Genomic DNA, 14,982 nt, shown 5'->3' on the forward strand with positions numbered 1-14,982 from the left:
GGAAGGAAAATTGTTTGTCATTCCTGAACGTAGAAAGCGATCTTGCCCGAGGGTAGTTAAGGGTAAACCACAAAAATATCCCAAAAAAAATACCAGTCAGCGTTAACTGACTGGCATTAGCCAGATGGCTGCCTTTTTTGGTTAATCATTATGATAAATATTATTTTTTAGTTTTAGTAACGCCAGCTTCCTGCAACAGGGCGCCAAGCGTGCCTATTTTATTAGGTGCTTCTTTATTAGATGCTGCTGCTTTCTCCGCTCTAGGTGCTTTACGACGGTTGTTGGCATTATCTTTATCTTGACGATTGCCACGTGGTTTTGACGAACGCTTATCAGCCGCTGGACGACTATCACTTGGACGGTTGCTACGTGGACGATTGGTTTTATTCTCATTACCCGTACCTTCTGCAGTTGACTTCGCAGCTGGGCGTACGGGTTTTTCAGATTCAGGCTTCATACTAAAACCGATACGGCCGCGTTTTTCGTCGATAGAAATCACACGTACCGAGACGATATCGCCTGGTTTGACGCGGTTCATCGGGTCAGCAACGAAGTCATTGGCCATCTGTGAGATATGCACAAGACCATCTTGGTGGACGCCGACATCAACGAAGCAACCAAAGGCTGTCACGTTGGTAACAACACCTTCAAGCTGCATGCCCTCGCTTAAGTCTTTAATACTATTAACGTCTTCACGGAAGTTAGCCGTTTTAAACTCAGGGCGCGGATCACGTGCAGGCTTGGCAAGCTCTTCGATGATGGCTTTGACACTGATATTGTCATCATTAGCAGCGAGCGCAGTGGTATCGATGCTGTTTAGCACGCCATCGTTACCGATGACTTCTGGCAACGTTTTACCTGTTTGCTCAAGTAAGCTGTCAACCAACGCATAGCTTTCTGGATGCACGCCTGTCGCATCAAGGGGATTGCTACCGCCGTGCACACGTAAGAAACCTGCTGCTTGCTCAAAGGTTTTTACCCCTAAGCGTGGGACGTTCTTTAATGCTTCACGGCTATCAAAGGCGCCGTGCTCTTTACGATAGGTGACGATTTGCTGGGCGACATTTTTATTTAAACCAGCAATATGCGCCAAGATAGCAGGACTTGCGGTATTTACATCAACACCAACGGCGTTCACGCTGTCTTGCGTGACTTTATCTAGGCTGTCTGCCAACTGGGTTTGGTTGACATCATGCTGATATTGACCCACGCCAATCGCTTTTGGGTCAACCTTAACTAGCTCTGATAGCGGATCTTGCAAGCGGCGGGCGATAGAAACCGCACCGCGTACCGAGACATCTAAATTGGCAAGCTCGTCACTGGCAAGCTCACTCGCCGAATAAACAGAAGCGCCTGACTCATTAACGATTACGGCTTTGGCTTTTAACTCAGCGTTGGCAGCCAAAATCTCTTTAATCATCGCGTCTGTTTCGCGGCTCGCGGTACCGTTGCCGATAGCGACCAAATCTACATTATAAGTACTTAATAATTCATCGATGACTTTTTTGGCTTCATCCATCTTATTATCAGGGGCGAATGGATAAACGGTTGCGACGACAGGCTTTTCTTCGCCATCTAGCATGACATGGCCCTGGGCATCAACAATCGCCATTTTGACGCCATGACGGATACCCGGATCAACACCCAAAATCACTTTACGGCCAGCAGGCGCTGCCATAAGTAAATGCTGTAAATTATTGGCAAAGACATCAATCGCATCGGCTTCAGCGGTCAGACGTTTTTCCGTCAATAAACGATGTTCGATATGCGGACGCCATTTTTCTTTCCATAAGCTGGTCGCGGCCTCAACTAAAAACTCTTGACGTTCTGCTGGCGCTTTGGCATCAATCTCAAAGTGCTTGACGATTTTTTCAATAAATGGCGCGTCTTCGCCTTCGATTTTAAGACCTAAAACGTTTTCTTGGCGACCACGCAGCATCGCTAATAAACGATGATTCGGCAGACGCGCCAAGCTTTCACTATGTTCAAAGTAATCTTTGAACTTCTCGCCAACTTCGCGTTTTTCTTCACTAGCAACGCTCGATACGATACTCGCCGTTTTCGCAAAGCCACTGCGTAGATTATCGAGTAAGTCTAACGCTTGCGTCCATTCATCAACGATGATGGCTTGTACGCCTGCCAATTGCTTGTCGATATCGCTGAAGTCAACTTCAATCTCATTACCACTGTCATCGGTAATGCTAGATTGTGCTTGATAATCGGCAAGCGCCTCTGTCGGTGTAATCTCTTGTGTTAACAGCGCTTGTGCGGCCACATCAAGACCAGCGGCGCGTGCTTTGGCCGCTGGTGAGCGGCGCCGCGGACGGTATGGCAAGTAGATGTCTTCAAGCTCGAGTTTCGACGTCGCATTATCAATACGCGTCTGCAGCTCGTCAGTCAAATTGCCCTGTGTGCTTAGCAGCTCGGTGATTTTGAGGCGACGGGTTGCCATATCGCGCTCATAATTAAGCGACTTCTCTAAAGCTCGCAGCTGCGCATCATCAAGATTCTGCGTCTTTTCTTTACGGTAACGGGCGATAAAAGGCACGGTCGCGCCTTCATCGTAAAGTTCGACAAACGCATTGACTTGAGCAGTCTTAATGCCAAGCGCGCGAGCAAGCTTGTCGTGAATATTCGCGTGTGTGGTTGCATCCAAAACCTGTGCATTTGTCGAGGTTTGAGATGGCGTTAAGGTATCAGTGCTACTCATAGACGTATCAATCGTTGAGAAATGTAGTTTTGCATTATAGCAAAAGCTGCATGAATAAAAATCCTTTTTATCTTTTCGTTATTTATCGCCTGTTTTCTGGCAAAAATCGTCTGATATCGCCCGTTCTTGCGCCTTGTTAAACAAACGCATACAGCATTTAGCATTATCATTGATGCAATTATTACAGCAATCTTATACACTAAAGTCTCAATCGCACAAATATTGCAGTTTACTACTGTACTGAACACTAGTTTGTTATATTTATTGATTTTTAGCAATCGATGGAATGATTTCTAGCTAGCAGCACTAATATTGATACCTTTATGGATGCTTTTCTGGATTCTATTTTTATTAACAAAAATATTTACCCTTGTATTTTTAATCACAATTTCTACCAATAATAATTTTTATAAGAGGATGACTGTATGACAGATAACAACAGCCCTGACACCTTAAACCAGCGCATTTTGGTCGTTGATGACGATGCTCGCTTGCGCTCTTTATTACAACGTTTTCTAGAAGACGATGGTTTTGTCGTCCGTACCGCTCATGATGGCAATCAGATGGACAAATTGATGCAACGTGAGCTGTTCTCATTGGTGGTATTGGATTTGATGCTGCCAGGCGAAGACGGTATTAGTATCTGTAAGCGTTTGCGTGAAGATAATGGCGATATTCCAATTATCATGCTGACGGCCAAAGGCGGAGACGCCGATCGTATCGCTGGCCTTGAAGCCGGTGCTGATGACTATTTGCCAAAGCCATTTAACCCAAAAGAGCTACTAGCACGTATCAAGGCGGTACTACGTCGCCAAAATCGTGAGCTGCCGGGTGCGCCAAGCCATCAACTTGAAGTGGTTGAGTTTGGACCATGGACGCTTGATTTATCGACCCGTACCCTAAAACGTGATGGCAATGTGGTCACTTTGACGACTGGTGAATTTTCAGTATTAAAGGCCTTGGTGCAGCATCCGCGTGAGCCGTTGACGCGTGATAAATTGATGAACCTTGCTCGCGGTCGTGAATGGGGTGCGATGGAGCGTTCTATCGATGTGCAAGTATCACGTTTGCGCCGCCTGATTGAGGATAATCCGTCACAGGCGCGTTATATCCAAACCGTTTGGGGCGTCGGCTATGTATTCGTACCCGATGAAGCAGAAGTTGAAGCGGCTAAAAGTGAATAGCTTTAGCATTCAATGTTGATACTATTTAATGCCATAAAAAAGCCCTGCAATTAATGTGCAGGGCTTTTTATGGTTCTAACTATTGCTTTAATATTTAATGCCTTATGCATAAAACTAACGTAATTGACTGTCCTTACTACCGCGGCGATTAAATAGCTCAGTTGCCTTTGCTTCTTTTTCAAGCTCAGACTGACAGCTAACGCAGTGCTGCACACCCGGTACCGCTATGCGCCGGGCTTCTGGAATGAGATTGCCACACTCATCGCAAAACTCAGCGCTTTCACCGGTTGGCAGTGCTCGCCGTGCGCGCTCTAACGCATCGTTAACCGTTGCATCCATTTGCTCATGTTCTGCTCCATCTCTTGACCAGCCACCTGCCATAATCGTATCCTATTTTTTATTAATGCTATTTAGGCTTTAATTGATAAAAGTCTTTAATAACAAATAGATGGGGTTATATGGCACTTATTTCAATCAATAAACGCTTTTATAAACACCATTAGGGCGTGTCTTCAATTCAATCGATGGACATCTAAATGGGCTAAAAATGGCTAAATTTTGCCAAACTTCATCAAATAGCTAGGTAATATCCCGATATTAACGGCGCTATTTTCCTTGTTTGACTGCAATTTATCTCATTTTTATCACCATTTTTAAAATGAAGACACGCCCTAATAGTGATAAAAATAATGGGCAATAAGATAGCAAATGATGATTAATCTTTTGGTTGCAGCTCAACCACTTGACCGCGCACGCCGATGCTTTCATCACTCATCAAAAACACATAACCGCCCATAATATCTTCTGGCGTTTTCAGGCTCATCGGATTTTCACCGGGAAAAGCATGAGCGCGCATATTGGTACGGGTGCCGCCAGGATTGATGCAATTGAAGCGTAAATTGGTGGTATTTTGCGTCTCTTGGGTAAAGATATCACTCATGCCTTCTACCGCTTGCTTAGACAGTGCATAGGCACCCCAAAACGCGCGCGGATGGGTGCCAACGCTACTAGAGGTAAAGACGATAGAACCATGAGCGGCGTCTTTAAGTAACGGCAGTAGCGCTTGGGTAAGCATAAAGGTGGAAGTAAAGTTGACCTTTATCACTTGAGCAAACATATCAACATCGTACATCTCAAGCGGTGTCAAAGCACCTAGCATGCCAGCGTTGTGCAATACCCCATCGAGCTGTCCGACTTCTTTTGCTATCAAATTCTCTAGCGTTTGCATCTCAGCATAAGTCGCGCCTTCAAGATTCATCGGTAGCATGGCAGGCTGCTTGCCGCCAAAGCTTTCGATTTCATCATAAACGTATTCAAGTTTGCTACTGGTACGCCCTAACAATAATACCGTTGCGCCATAGCGCGCATAGCTCAAGGCGGCAACACGGCCGATACCATCACCAGCACCCGTGACTAAGATTGTTTTACCATCTAAGCAGTTATCAGGCGGTATAAAATTACGAATAGCGTCGTGCGATATAGAGGGTACAGCGTTTTGCGCAGCTGCTTGATTGGCTTGCTGCGGCGTGGGCGGATTAGTATTGTCACTCATGGCATTACTCACTGCTTATTATTTGATGATTTAATAGTAGGTTGCTTATTAGCTATCTCGATGAATGGCTTATTTGCTTTATAAGTAGTTATTTTATAAGTAGTCAAACTTACCAGAAGAGAGTAAAAGCTTACTCAATTCTTTAGGAGTGTCGGTAATGTAGTCGGCGCCCCATTTCTTTAAGTTTTTTTGATCTTCAGGCGGGATATAACCATAGGCAGCTAAAATGGTTGTCATACCAGCGGCGTTGCCCGCTTCAATATCGCGTATATGGTCGCCAATATAAAGTACGCTTTCAGCAGCGCCGCGCGGGATAGCGAGTTTTTCCAACGCCATATACATCGGCTCTGGATCTGGCTTAGAGCGTGATACATCATCAGGACAAACCAGTACCGAGCAGCGCTCATCTAACTGCATTGTTTCTAGCAAAAGTTCTGCTAAATAGCGCGGCTTATTGGTGACAATTCCCCACGGCACGCCTTTATCCTCTAAGGTGCGCAGTACTTCTTCAAGCTCGCTAAAAACACAGCTATCGACGCAAATATCGGCTTCATAATCGTCTAAAAACTGCTGACGAAACTCAAATAAATCTTCTTCACTAACCTCAAGTTGGCCGTTATGACGCAGCATCAAGCGTACCATCGACGAAGCGCCTGCGGAAACTTGCTCACGAATCTCAGCTTCAGGTGGCGCTTGCCAATCATTCTCGCCGCTCATTTTACCAATAATCCGGACGAAATCGGCGGCAGTGTCGATTAACGTCCCATCAAGGTCGAACAAGACAGCTTTTACAAATTGACTCATAACAGGCGCTCTTAATATTGATTTAAAACATGGATTTAAAAAGTGGTTAAAAAGGAATACTTATAAAAACGATTTACGACAGCGGTTTTTGTACCGCCATCATATAATTGACATCGACGTTTTGCGCCAACCAGTAGCGTTTGGTCAACGGATTATAATGCAGCCCAATGATATCTTGACGGCTGAAACCCGTATTAATTGCCATTTTATCCAATTCGGCTGGGGTTATAAATTTGGCGTAATCATGGGTGCCGCGATCAAGTAGGCGCAATACATACTCAGCGCCAACGATGGCAAATAAGTAGGATTTAGGGTTGCGGTTAATGGTCGAGAGCACGCAAACGCCGCCTGGCGCTAGTAGCTTAAAGCACGCCTCAACGATGGCAGTTGGGTCTGGTACATGCTCGAGCATCTCCATACAAGTGACCACATCGAACTGACCGGCATGGCTTTCAGCCAATTGCTCAATCGGAATGTGCTGATAACGCAAGGTATCATCTAAATTGCTTTGCTCTGCATGTAAGGCCGCCGCTTTGAGGTTTTCGGTACCAAGGTCAATACCAGTAACATCAGCGCCGCGTCGCGCCATTGATTCTGACAAAATACCGCCGCCGCAGCCGACATCAAGAACTTTTTTACCCGCCAAGCCCATCTCTGCGGTTTTACTGCTATCGGCACTCATAAAGCCGCGCTTGACGTTGTCTTCTATCCAATTAAGGCGTAGCGGATTGATTTCGTGTAAGGTGGCAAAGGCGCCGGTTTTATTCCACCACTCGCTCGCCAAATTATTGAATTTTTCTACTTCGCTGGCATCAACGTTGATCGCCGTATTTTGATTGAATTCGCTAGTAACATTATCAATATCGCTCATATTGTCAGTAGGATTATTTTGTTGATGACTCACAGGCTGCGCAGAAGGTAAAACTTGGCTCATAGGATTTTTCCTTTATTGGCATTATAGTTATTATCGGGAAGTATGATGCTACGCTCAATATTAGCATGAGAGCAGCAACTTTGTCGTGAGTACATGGTCACCTTTTGTGAAACGCGCAAATTATAGCCTTATGAGTCAGTTATTTTTAAATTGAAAAAATTTGGCTTAACGATTTTGGATTGACGATCGGGCTGAAATTTATGATATAAAATAAGCGCAAAACCATAAGTAAGATACCTTAAATAATAGCTCACAGCTTTACAACCGTTAGTTAAGAATCGGGTTCACAACTATGGGCATTTTACGCTATTATAGGCAGTAGTCTATAAAAGGGTGATTTAGGCGACGCATTGCCGCTTAAGCTTGTGAGACCTCTATACAAATGCGTTAAATGACTGCTGAATCGAACCTTCTGAAACAATTATTCTGAATCTCGACACCTCAAGGAAAAAGTATGAAACGTATCATCGCATTGACTGGTTTGGCTTGTGCTATTGGGTTTGCCAATATGGGCGCACAAGCCGCCAATTATGTCGCAGGAAAAGACTACCGCGTGCTAGACAATCCAGAAAAAATCAGCGGTGATGCTATCATTGTGCGTGAATTCTTTTGGTATGGCTGCCCGCATTGTAACGTCCTCAATCCACATATGGAAAAATGGGCAAAAACCAAAGACAAAGACGTGGCATTTTTCAAAACCCCAGCCGCGCTAAACCCTGTTTGGGAAGCCAGCGCCCGTGGTTTCTACGCCGCGCAATTACTAGGCTATGAAGACAAAACCCATGATGCCCTATTTGATGCGGTGCATAAAGATGGTAAACAGTTATTTGACCAAGCGTCACTGAGCAAATGGTACGCATCTAAAGGGGTGAATGAAAAGAAATTCAATAGTCTTTATAACTCATTTGCCGTTGGCACAAAAATTGGTCGCTCACAAGCTGGTGCTAAGCGTTATCAGCTTTCAGGCGTACCAGCAGTAGTCGTCCATGGTAAGTATGTGGTGACTGGTGAAAGCGCCACTGTTCCTAAAGTGGTTGATTATCTCGTTGATAAAGTACGCGCCGAGAAAAAATAATTTAAGATGTGTGAATTATTAAGAAAATGAACGTTTATAAAAATGCAAAAAGCCAATCGTTACAGATTGGCTTTTTTATGGACTATGAACTGTTATTAGCACTAACATAAATAGTTAGCTTTTCAGCTGCGACAATATCGCCACTTCACGAATATAACTGGCCAAATCTTCTTTAGACTCCGCCATCAATTCATCGTCTTGTGTATGTTTGGCATATTCAATCCATAGCAGTAACTGATACAAACTATTACGCTCAGAGGCTTTGTACTGTTTCACAAACTGCTTTAGCGTGCCTTCATCATTGATATTTAAACGCTCAATCCAGCTTTCGATTTTAGAAATCTGCTCTTTTGGAAAAAAAGCGTCGAACAAGGCTTTGACCAATTCATGGCGGTTTTCTTCACTGATGAGTTTGCCGACCCGTTTGGTTTGACGATTTCGCGCATTGGCACTGGTAATATCAGCAAGCGCCATCAGCTCTGCCATAAAATAATCGCTTGCGGGCAGGTTTTTGAGCTGTTTTTTCGATAAGCTGGCAAGCGGTATCGACAATGCTTGCAAGCGCTCATGAGCTTTTTTGAGCTCTGTGCGCGAGACGCGCATATCTTGTTCTGACCAGTCAATCATAAAAGCTTTCCATTTTTCGAGATAGTAAATAATAGATTTTATTGCGTCTTGCTAACTATATTGCTTGAGCATTCATCGTAGCTAATAACCATTAATAATTAGCATTACTAGCCTAGCTTTACCAACGATGTTTTTCGCGGTGCTTAGCGGTAATACTCAAACCTTCGGGCAGGCTGGTAGTTAATATGTTTTGCAAGTGCTTGGTAATAAATACTGAGCGATGCTTACCACCGGTGCAGCCAATCGCAACCGTTACCGTATGACGGTTGTTGTGTAAAAAATCTGGCAACCAGCGCGTCAGAAATGTAGCGATATCATTAGTCATCTCTGCCACCTCTGGATAATCAGCAAAAAATTCAGCAACTTCCACATCCAGACCTGTCGCAGCGCGCAGTTTTGGGTTCCAATGCGGATTGGGCAAAATGCGCACATCAAAGACAAAGTCGGCATCGATTGGGCTGCCGTATTTAAAACCAAATGATAACAGGTTAATGGCGATTTGATTGTCAGCCCCAACATAATCGCGCAGGCGTTCTTTTAGCTGATGAATATTTAGCATACTGGTATCAATTTTAAGATCCGCACGCCTAAATATCGGCTGTAAAAGCTGGTTTTCTTTTTCAATCGCCGCTGGTAAATTATCAGTGGTATTTTCTATGCCTTTGCTGTCTTGCACCATTAAAGGATGAATGCGGCGGGTAGCATTAAAGCGCGCCACCAAGATATCCTCTTGCGCCGTCACATAAATGACGGTGAGCGCCTCTTCGCCATACGTCCGCTTTAACGTATCGTGTATTTCGGCGAAATTTGACAAATCAGCGCGTGGGGTGCGAATATCGACCCCAAGGGCGACGCGCTTAATCCCGCTATCACAAACCAGCTTTTGCGCCGCCTCGGGGACCAATGACAAAGGCATATTATCAATAGAATAATAGCCCAAATCCTCTAGGATATTGAGTACAGAGGTTTTGCCCGAGCCTGAGCGCCCTGACACCACCAAGATACTTAAACCATCTTTATGTGTCTGTGTCTGCTCGTTATCTGATTTGGCGTGCTCATTGTCCTTAGTTGTACTCATGATCCGTCATCCTTATACATTGCGTCTAGCCACTCCCGCACTCATGACGGCAGTGTTACCGTCACTAGCTGATTGTCTAACAAGCGTGCACGGCCCAACCAAGCAGCAACTAAAATCACCAAATCTTGCTGACTTCCAGCGGAAATTGCAGATTCTTCATTTATCTCTAAAGCATCAAGCTGCGCCGTTTTGACTTCTAAATAATCAATGATAAAACCCGCTGCAGTGATACGCGCGCTAGCCGCTGCTAATAAATGCGCAGGCCCTTGTTCGATATGCGCGCCATTCATTAGCTGGTCGGCTAGTAGCTGTAATTCTTGATGAAGTATAGGAGCGATATTGCGCTCAGTTTCAGTTAAATACTGATTGCGCGAAGACAAAGCTAAACCATCAGCCGCCCTTACAATAGGTGCGCCAATAATTTCAATGGGGTAACTTAAATCACGCACCAACTGCTGAATAATGGCCAACTGCTGATAGTCTTTTTGCCCAAATACGGCCACTTCTGGCTGGACGATATTAAAGAGCTTTGAGACGACAATGCCAACGCCATCGAAATGACTTGGACGCGATTGGCCACATAACTGGCTGGTGATTGCGCCCGCGCGAACGGACGTTGGTGGCGGCAATACCGGATACATCTCATCAATACTGGGCGCAAACACGTAATCAGCATGAACAGTAGTAAGTTTGGCAACGTCTGCATCTAACGTCCGAGGATAGCTATCAAAGTCTTCACCGACGCCAAATTGGGTAGGATTGACAAAGATACTCACCACCACAATATCGGCATGTTGTTTGGCAAGCTTGACCAGCTCAAGATGGCCATCATGTAGATTGCCCATCGTTGGCACTAACGCAATACGCTGCTTGCCCTCTTGCTGATCACGATAAGGGTTTAGAGCGTTACGCAGTGCTGAGATGTGATGATGAATAATTGGCATAGTTACTATGTTTTATCCTGACAGCTTGTGCTACTGATAATGGTCAAATCATTAAATTAAATACGACTTACTTTAATACGGCTAGCTAAATTGGTGCTGCTCAGTGGGAAAACTGCCGTCACGTACCGACTGCTGATACAGCGCAAAAGCCCCTTCAATACTACGCGCGCTATTACGCTCGTCAGTTAAAAAGTCATGGACAAAGCGTGGCACGCGGCCGTGCACCATACCAAGCATGTCATGCATGACCAGAACTTGACCATCAGTAGCAGCACCAGCGCCAATCCCAATAACCGGCACAGCTACGGCTTCTGTAACTGCTTTAGCAAGCTCAGCGGGTACACACTCTAATACCAAAAGCGCTGCACCCGCCTCGACGACCGCTTTAGCATCAGCAAGCAGTTTTTCTGCTGCTGCATCACCGCGACCTTGTATTTTATAACCACCAAAGACATTGACAGATTGCGGCGTCAGTCCTAAATGCACACAAGTCGGCGTACCTGCTTGCGCCAAGGTTTTGACCAAATCGCAAAGCTCACTACCGCCTTCGATTTTAATCACATGCGCGCCCGCCTGCATCAGCTTGCGGCTATTGGCCACCGCATCTGGGAGCGTCACATAACTCATAAACGGCAAATCCGCTAAAATCAGCGCATGCTTATTACTACGGGCGATATTGGCCGTATGATAAGCCATATCATCGACGCTAACTGGCAAGGTTGAATCATGACCCTGTACCACCATGCCCAGACTGTCACCGATCAAAATCGCATCAATTTGCGCGTTGTCCATCATGCGCGCAAACATGGCGTCATAGCAGGTCAGACAGGTGAATTTAACACCGTCTTTTTTAAATTTATTTAAAGTAGATAATGTTGTCATATCACCCTCAATGCGGTTAACTATTTATAGCTTTTGATATTTTAATAAAATGCACACCCACTATCGTAGCATCCAACTTATTCATAATTCGACAGAGGCACTAAAGAGGCGTTAATTCAGTATTAATAGCTTTAGTCCCGTCCAATCGTCACTGGACGGATAATCCGTTATTGGTTTGTTTAAAATGATTAACTCTGGCGCCAACTCTCGTAGCGGTAACAAAACAAAATTACGTTCATGCAAACCTGCGTGCGGTATCGTTAATTGCGGCTCTGAGATTTTGATATTCCCATACAATAAAATATCGACATCAAGGCTGCGCTCACCCCAGCGGCGCAGACGAGCGCGTTTAGCTTGTTGCTCTAGCAATTGACAAAATGCAAGCAGCTCAAACGCAGTTAAGGTAGTCTCAAAACCTACCACCGCATTGACAAAGTCAGGCTGATCTTGCGGTCCCATCGGCGCCGAAGCGTAGAAAGAAGACACTCGTACCGCTCGTATTTGCTTATTTTCTTGCATAGCTACGATGGCTTGCTGTAAATGCTCTACCGGCGAACCTAGCTCGTTTTCTAGATTGCTGCCTAAACCAACATAACAAGTAACCCAGCTCATATCGTTACTACTTTTATTGTCATTGGCATTACTAGCTTCAAAGTGCCTGTTCATAATTCTCACTGTGCTTTAGTACTTTAAAGTCGGTTTGTAAGCTTAACCGTTGTTAGTGCTTGGCTGACGACGGCGGCGTTTTGATGGTACCGGCCCTTTTTGCTCATTCATTTTACTAGCAGCTGTTTGACTATCAGCTGACTGAGTTTGAGTGGTCTGTTTCTTAGTGTCCTGTTTGGTTTTAGCAGGTTTGTTAGAAGCAGCTTTTTTAGCAACAGGTTTGTTAGCAACAGACGGCGTATCCTCAGCAAAATCTGACGCAGCTTTAGGCGCTTTTTTCTCATACTTGGCCGTATTTACTACTTGCTCTTTATCGCTAACTGGTTTTGACGCTACGTTAAGCAAGTTATCAGCGTTATTTTTACTGTCAGTATTACTATTATCCGCTATCGCAGTAGGTTGACGGCGGCGACGTTTATACGGTATCGGCTCGTTGTTTATGCTGACAAGCGCTGGCGTTTGGGCGACAGTACGCTTAGTATGGACATTAGTAGCAGCATTAGTATTGGCCGTTGTAGATAAAGCTGACTGGTCAAAATCGGCTTTACTAGCAGCAGACTTGGTATCGACTGGTTTAGCTTTTGCATGCTGCTGCGCTTGCTTATCAGCGTTAGCAGAGCTGTCAGATTGTCTTGCAACTCGTGCTTTCTTAGTTGAAGTGCTTCCAGCTTTTGGGCTTTGCTGCACAGGCGCTTGCTTTGATTTAGCGTTAGATTTTGGCTGTTCGTCCGTTGGCAACTGCTTACGTAATGGCGGAACCACTTTTTCATGCTCGATGACAAACAACGGTGCAGGCTTGGTATCATGGCGCTTATTTGCCGTTTGCTTGCCAGTATTCGCCAGGGATAACTGCTGCAATTGCGCCAGCTCATTATTATCTTGTGCTGCTTGCTGCTTATCATAGCCCTTATGATGATTATTATTGCTGACACTATGATTGCCATTGTTATTAGCCTGCTGAGTAGGTTGGCTGGCAGCGCGGCGGCGGCGCGACGGCACGTTTGAGGCATCATTAGCCTGCTTGCTATAGGCGTTACCGTCTACATTATTTTGTTGATTGTTTTCTATGTGATTTACCTTATCATGGTTTAATGTGTTTAAAGCTTGCGGCTTTTGACGATTACGCCCGCGACCACGCTGCCCTTGCTTATAGGCACCGCGACGAATGTTTTCATCAAAATCATCAATCGCTTGATCTTGCTGCTGTTCGGTCAGGGTTTGATAGGTTTGCCACCACTCGCCCATGCCATTGGTCGACTCTGAAAGCGGATGTTCGGCATCACCGCACTGCTCACGCAATAGCAAGAAATCAAAACCGGCGCGGAAACGAGGATGCTCAGACAACTGGATAATTTGTTTGCTGCGCGGCGCCGCCAATTTTGGCTGCAATATCCAAATATCACGGATAAATTGTTCGGCAAATTTTGGAATGGCGGTCTTGATACGCTGACGGTCGATGACTTTGCCGGCTGCATGCAATTGCGCGTCAGCAAAAGGCATATTGCGTTTTTTGGCTTTTTCCAATTGATGTAGATAATTTTCCCACAATAACGCGGCATAAAAGAAAGCAGGATTGATACTTTTGCCAGCGGCGATACGTTTGTCGGTATTGATAGCGACTTGTTTGACCAAGGCACTTGGCTCAGCAGGCGGATAAATTACTAAACTGTCAATCGCGCCCGACTCAAACAATAACGGCAGTAGCGGCACTAAATAGCCACCGGTAAACATTTTTTGCGTTTCATCATAAAGACGATGCGGAGAAATTTGCTCCAGCAGCGCCCAATTGTCATCATGGAACTGGGCGGCGAGTTCGCTATCAAAATCAAAACCAAGCTTGGCTTTAAAACGCAGGGCACGCAGCAACCTGACCGGATCTTCTTCGATACGCGTCGGTGCATGACCTAAGAGACGAATAACTTTATTATCGATATCTTCAAGCGCGCCGCAAAAATCATGTACCACGCCTTTGAGCGGTTGATAATATAAAGCATTGATAGAAAAGTCGCGACGGGCAAAATCTTGCTTAATATCGCCCCAGACATTGTCGCGCAAAATCATCCCATCTTGATTGGTATTGGCATTATTGAGCGGTGGACCACGAAAGGTCGCCACTTCGATAAGTTCGCGCCCAGAGTAGACATGCGCCAATTGAAAGCGGCGCCCAATAATACGGCAACGCTTGCCAAAGACATCTTTAATCTCATGAGGTTTGGCATCAGTGACCGCGTCAAAGTCTTTTGGACGCAAGCCTAGCAAGGTATCGCGCACGCCGCCACCGACGATATAAGCATCAAACCCAGCTCGGGTTAGGGTGGCTATCACTTCGGTAATGGAATTGGGTAATTCAGATTTATTCAGTTCTAACTGCTTGGCGGCACGCTCGGCCATGCATCTACTCCTCGCCTTTATTCTTAACCACCCCGACGAACACAGCGTCTATCAGGCGGATGTACCCACTAGTTTAACAAATTTTGACCATGGTGGGTGTGTTATGACATTTACTTACATGCTATTTTGTCAATG

Annotated in this window: 13 protein-coding genes; 2 read left to right on the top strand and 11 right to left on the bottom strand. The window is 45.3% G+C overall.

The genetic code is table 11. From position 1 onward, the window contains the following. Positions 1 to 160: 160 nt before the first annotated feature. Complete coding sequence (locus A7325_RS10050; protein WP_068407791.1) at positions 161 to 2,710, bottom strand: Tex family protein; 2,550 nt, start codon at positions 2,708 to 2,710, stop codon at positions 161 to 163. A gap of 425 nt (positions 2,711 to 3,135) precedes the next feature. Between A7325_RS10050 and ompR the strand changes: the two genes are divergently transcribed. After that, positions 3,136 to 3,894, top strand: a complete 759-nt coding sequence (gene ompR, locus A7325_RS10055; protein WP_068407795.1) for a two-component system response regulator OmpR — start codon at positions 3,136 to 3,138, stop codon at positions 3,892 to 3,894. A gap of 114 nt (positions 3,895 to 4,008) precedes the next feature. On the opposite strand, the gene A7325_RS10060 is transcribed toward ompR, so the two are convergent. The 4 genes from A7325_RS10060 to ubiG all read right to left on the bottom strand — a co-directional run bounded on the left by A7325_RS10060 (position 4,009) and on the right by ubiG (position 7,184). Then, complete coding sequence (locus tag A7325_RS10060) at positions 4,009 to 4,275, bottom strand: DksA/TraR family C4-type zinc finger protein (protein ID WP_068407796.1); 267 nt, start codon at positions 4,273 to 4,275, stop codon at positions 4,009 to 4,011. A gap of 334 nt (positions 4,276 to 4,609) precedes the next feature. Further along, positions 4,610 to 5,446 carry a YciK family oxidoreductase gene (locus A7325_RS10065; protein WP_082894373.1) on the bottom strand — a complete coding sequence of 279 codons (837 nt, stop codon included), beginning with the start codon at positions 5,444 to 5,446 and terminating at the stop codon, positions 4,610 to 4,612. Positions 5,447 to 5,539: 93 nt separating this feature from the next. Further along, positions 5,540 to 6,250 (bottom strand): HAD family hydrolase, encoded by a 711-nt coding sequence (locus A7325_RS10070; protein ID WP_068407797.1) that lies wholly within the window; start codon positions 6,248 to 6,250, stop codon positions 5,540 to 5,542. 73 nt (positions 6,251 to 6,323) lie between these two features. Beyond that, positions 6,324 to 7,184, bottom strand: a complete 861-nt coding sequence (gene ubiG, locus A7325_RS10075; RefSeq protein ID WP_068407798.1) for a bifunctional 2-polyprenyl-6-hydroxyphenol methylase/3-demethylubiquinol 3-O-methyltransferase UbiG — start codon at positions 7,182 to 7,184, stop codon at positions 6,324 to 6,326. Between the two features lie 454 nt (positions 7,185 to 7,638). Between ubiG and A7325_RS10080 the strand changes: the two genes are divergently transcribed. Beyond that, entirely contained in the window at positions 7,639 to 8,259 is a 621-nt protein-coding gene (locus A7325_RS10080) for a thiol:disulfide interchange protein DsbA/DsbL (protein ID WP_068407799.1), read from the top strand. A 114-nt stretch (positions 8,260 to 8,373) separates the two neighbouring features. On the opposite strand, the gene yjgA is transcribed toward A7325_RS10080, so the two are convergent. From yjgA to pcnB, 6 genes are all read right to left on the bottom strand, one after another. Continuing rightward, positions 8,374 to 8,886, bottom strand: coding sequence for a ribosome biogenesis factor YjgA (yjgA, locus tag A7325_RS10085; protein WP_068407800.1), 513 nt, complete (start codon positions 8,884 to 8,886; stop codon positions 8,374 to 8,376). Positions 8,887 to 9,004: 118 nt separating this feature from the next. Then, positions 9,005 to 9,964: an RNase adapter RapZ gene (rapZ, locus tag A7325_RS10090; protein WP_082894374.1), complete on the bottom strand. Its 960-nt coding sequence runs from the start codon at positions 9,962 to 9,964 to the stop codon at positions 9,005 to 9,007. A 41-nt stretch (positions 9,965 to 10,005) separates the two neighbouring features. Beyond that, on the bottom strand, positions 10,006 to 10,908 hold the full coding sequence (gene panC, locus A7325_RS10095; RefSeq protein WP_068407801.1) for a pantoate--beta-alanine ligase: 903 nt from the start codon (positions 10,906 to 10,908) through the stop codon (positions 10,006 to 10,008). Positions 10,909 to 10,989: 81 nt separating this feature from the next. Next, positions 10,990 to 11,790 (bottom strand): 3-methyl-2-oxobutanoate hydroxymethyltransferase, encoded by an 801-nt coding sequence (panB, locus tag A7325_RS10100; protein ID WP_068407802.1) that lies wholly within the window; start codon positions 11,788 to 11,790, stop codon positions 10,990 to 10,992. A 111-nt stretch (positions 11,791 to 11,901) separates the two neighbouring features. After that, entirely contained in the window at positions 11,902 to 12,456 is a 555-nt protein-coding gene (gene folK, locus A7325_RS10105; RefSeq protein WP_068407803.1) for a 2-amino-4-hydroxy-6-hydroxymethyldihydropteridine diphosphokinase, read from the bottom strand. Positions 12,457 to 12,498: 42 nt separating this feature from the next. Beyond that, positions 12,499 to 14,847, bottom strand: coding sequence for a polynucleotide adenylyltransferase PcnB (pcnB, locus tag A7325_RS10110; protein WP_068407804.1), 2,349 nt, complete (start codon positions 14,845 to 14,847; stop codon positions 12,499 to 12,501). Positions 14,848 to 14,982: the final 135 nt, after the last annotated feature.

Origin of the sequence: Psychrobacter sp. SHUES1, from assembly GCF_001652315.1 — a bacterium.
GTDB classification, from domain to species: domain Bacteria; phylum Pseudomonadota; class Gammaproteobacteria; order Pseudomonadales; family Moraxellaceae; genus Psychrobacter; species Psychrobacter faecalis.

What these genes read in the sequence shown, in the direction of transcription:
- A7325_RS10050 (WP_068407791.1), bottom strand. Translation starts at nt 2,710, where the DNA reads ATGAGTAGCACTGATACCTTAACGCCATCTCAAACCTCGACAAATGCA.
- ompR (WP_068407795.1), top strand. Translation starts at nt 3,136, where the DNA reads ATGACAGATAACAACAGCCCTGACACCTTAAACCAGCGCATTTTGGTC.
- A7325_RS10060 (WP_068407796.1), bottom strand. Translation starts at nt 4,275, where the DNA reads ATGGCAGGTGGCTGGTCAAGAGATGGAGCAGAACATGAGCAAATGGAT.
- A7325_RS10065 (WP_082894373.1), bottom strand. Translation starts at nt 5,446, where the DNA reads ATGAGTGACAATACTAATCCGCCCACGCCGCAGCAAGCCAATCAAGCA.
- A7325_RS10070 (WP_068407797.1), bottom strand. Translation starts at nt 6,250, where the DNA reads ATGAGTCAATTTGTAAAAGCTGTCTTGTTCGACCTTGATGGGACGTTA.
- ubiG (WP_068407798.1), bottom strand. Translation starts at nt 7,184, where the DNA reads ATGAGCCAAGTTTTACCTTCTGCGCAGCCTGTGAGTCATCAACAAAAT.
- A7325_RS10080 (WP_068407799.1), top strand. Translation starts at nt 7,639, where the DNA reads ATGAAACGTATCATCGCATTGACTGGTTTGGCTTGTGCTATTGGGTTT.
- yjgA (WP_068407800.1), bottom strand. Translation starts at nt 8,886, where the DNA reads ATGATTGACTGGTCAGAACAAGATATGCGCGTCTCGCGCACAGAGCTC.
- rapZ (WP_082894374.1), bottom strand. Translation starts at nt 9,964, where the DNA reads ATGAGTACAACTAAGGACAATGAGCACGCCAAATCAGATAACGAGCAG.
- panC (WP_068407801.1), bottom strand. Translation starts at nt 10,908, where the DNA reads ATGCCAATTATTCATCATCACATCTCAGCACTGCGTAACGCTCTAAAC.
- panB (WP_068407802.1), bottom strand. Translation starts at nt 11,790, where the DNA reads ATGACAACATTATCTACTTTAAATAAATTTAAAAAAGACGGTGTTAAA.
- folK (WP_068407803.1), bottom strand. Translation starts at nt 12,456, where the DNA reads ATGAACAGGCACTTTGAAGCTAGTAATGCCAATGACAATAAAAGTAGT.
- pcnB (WP_068407804.1), bottom strand. Translation starts at nt 14,847, where the DNA reads ATGGCCGAGCGTGCCGCCAAGCAGTTAGAACTGAATAAATCTGAATTA.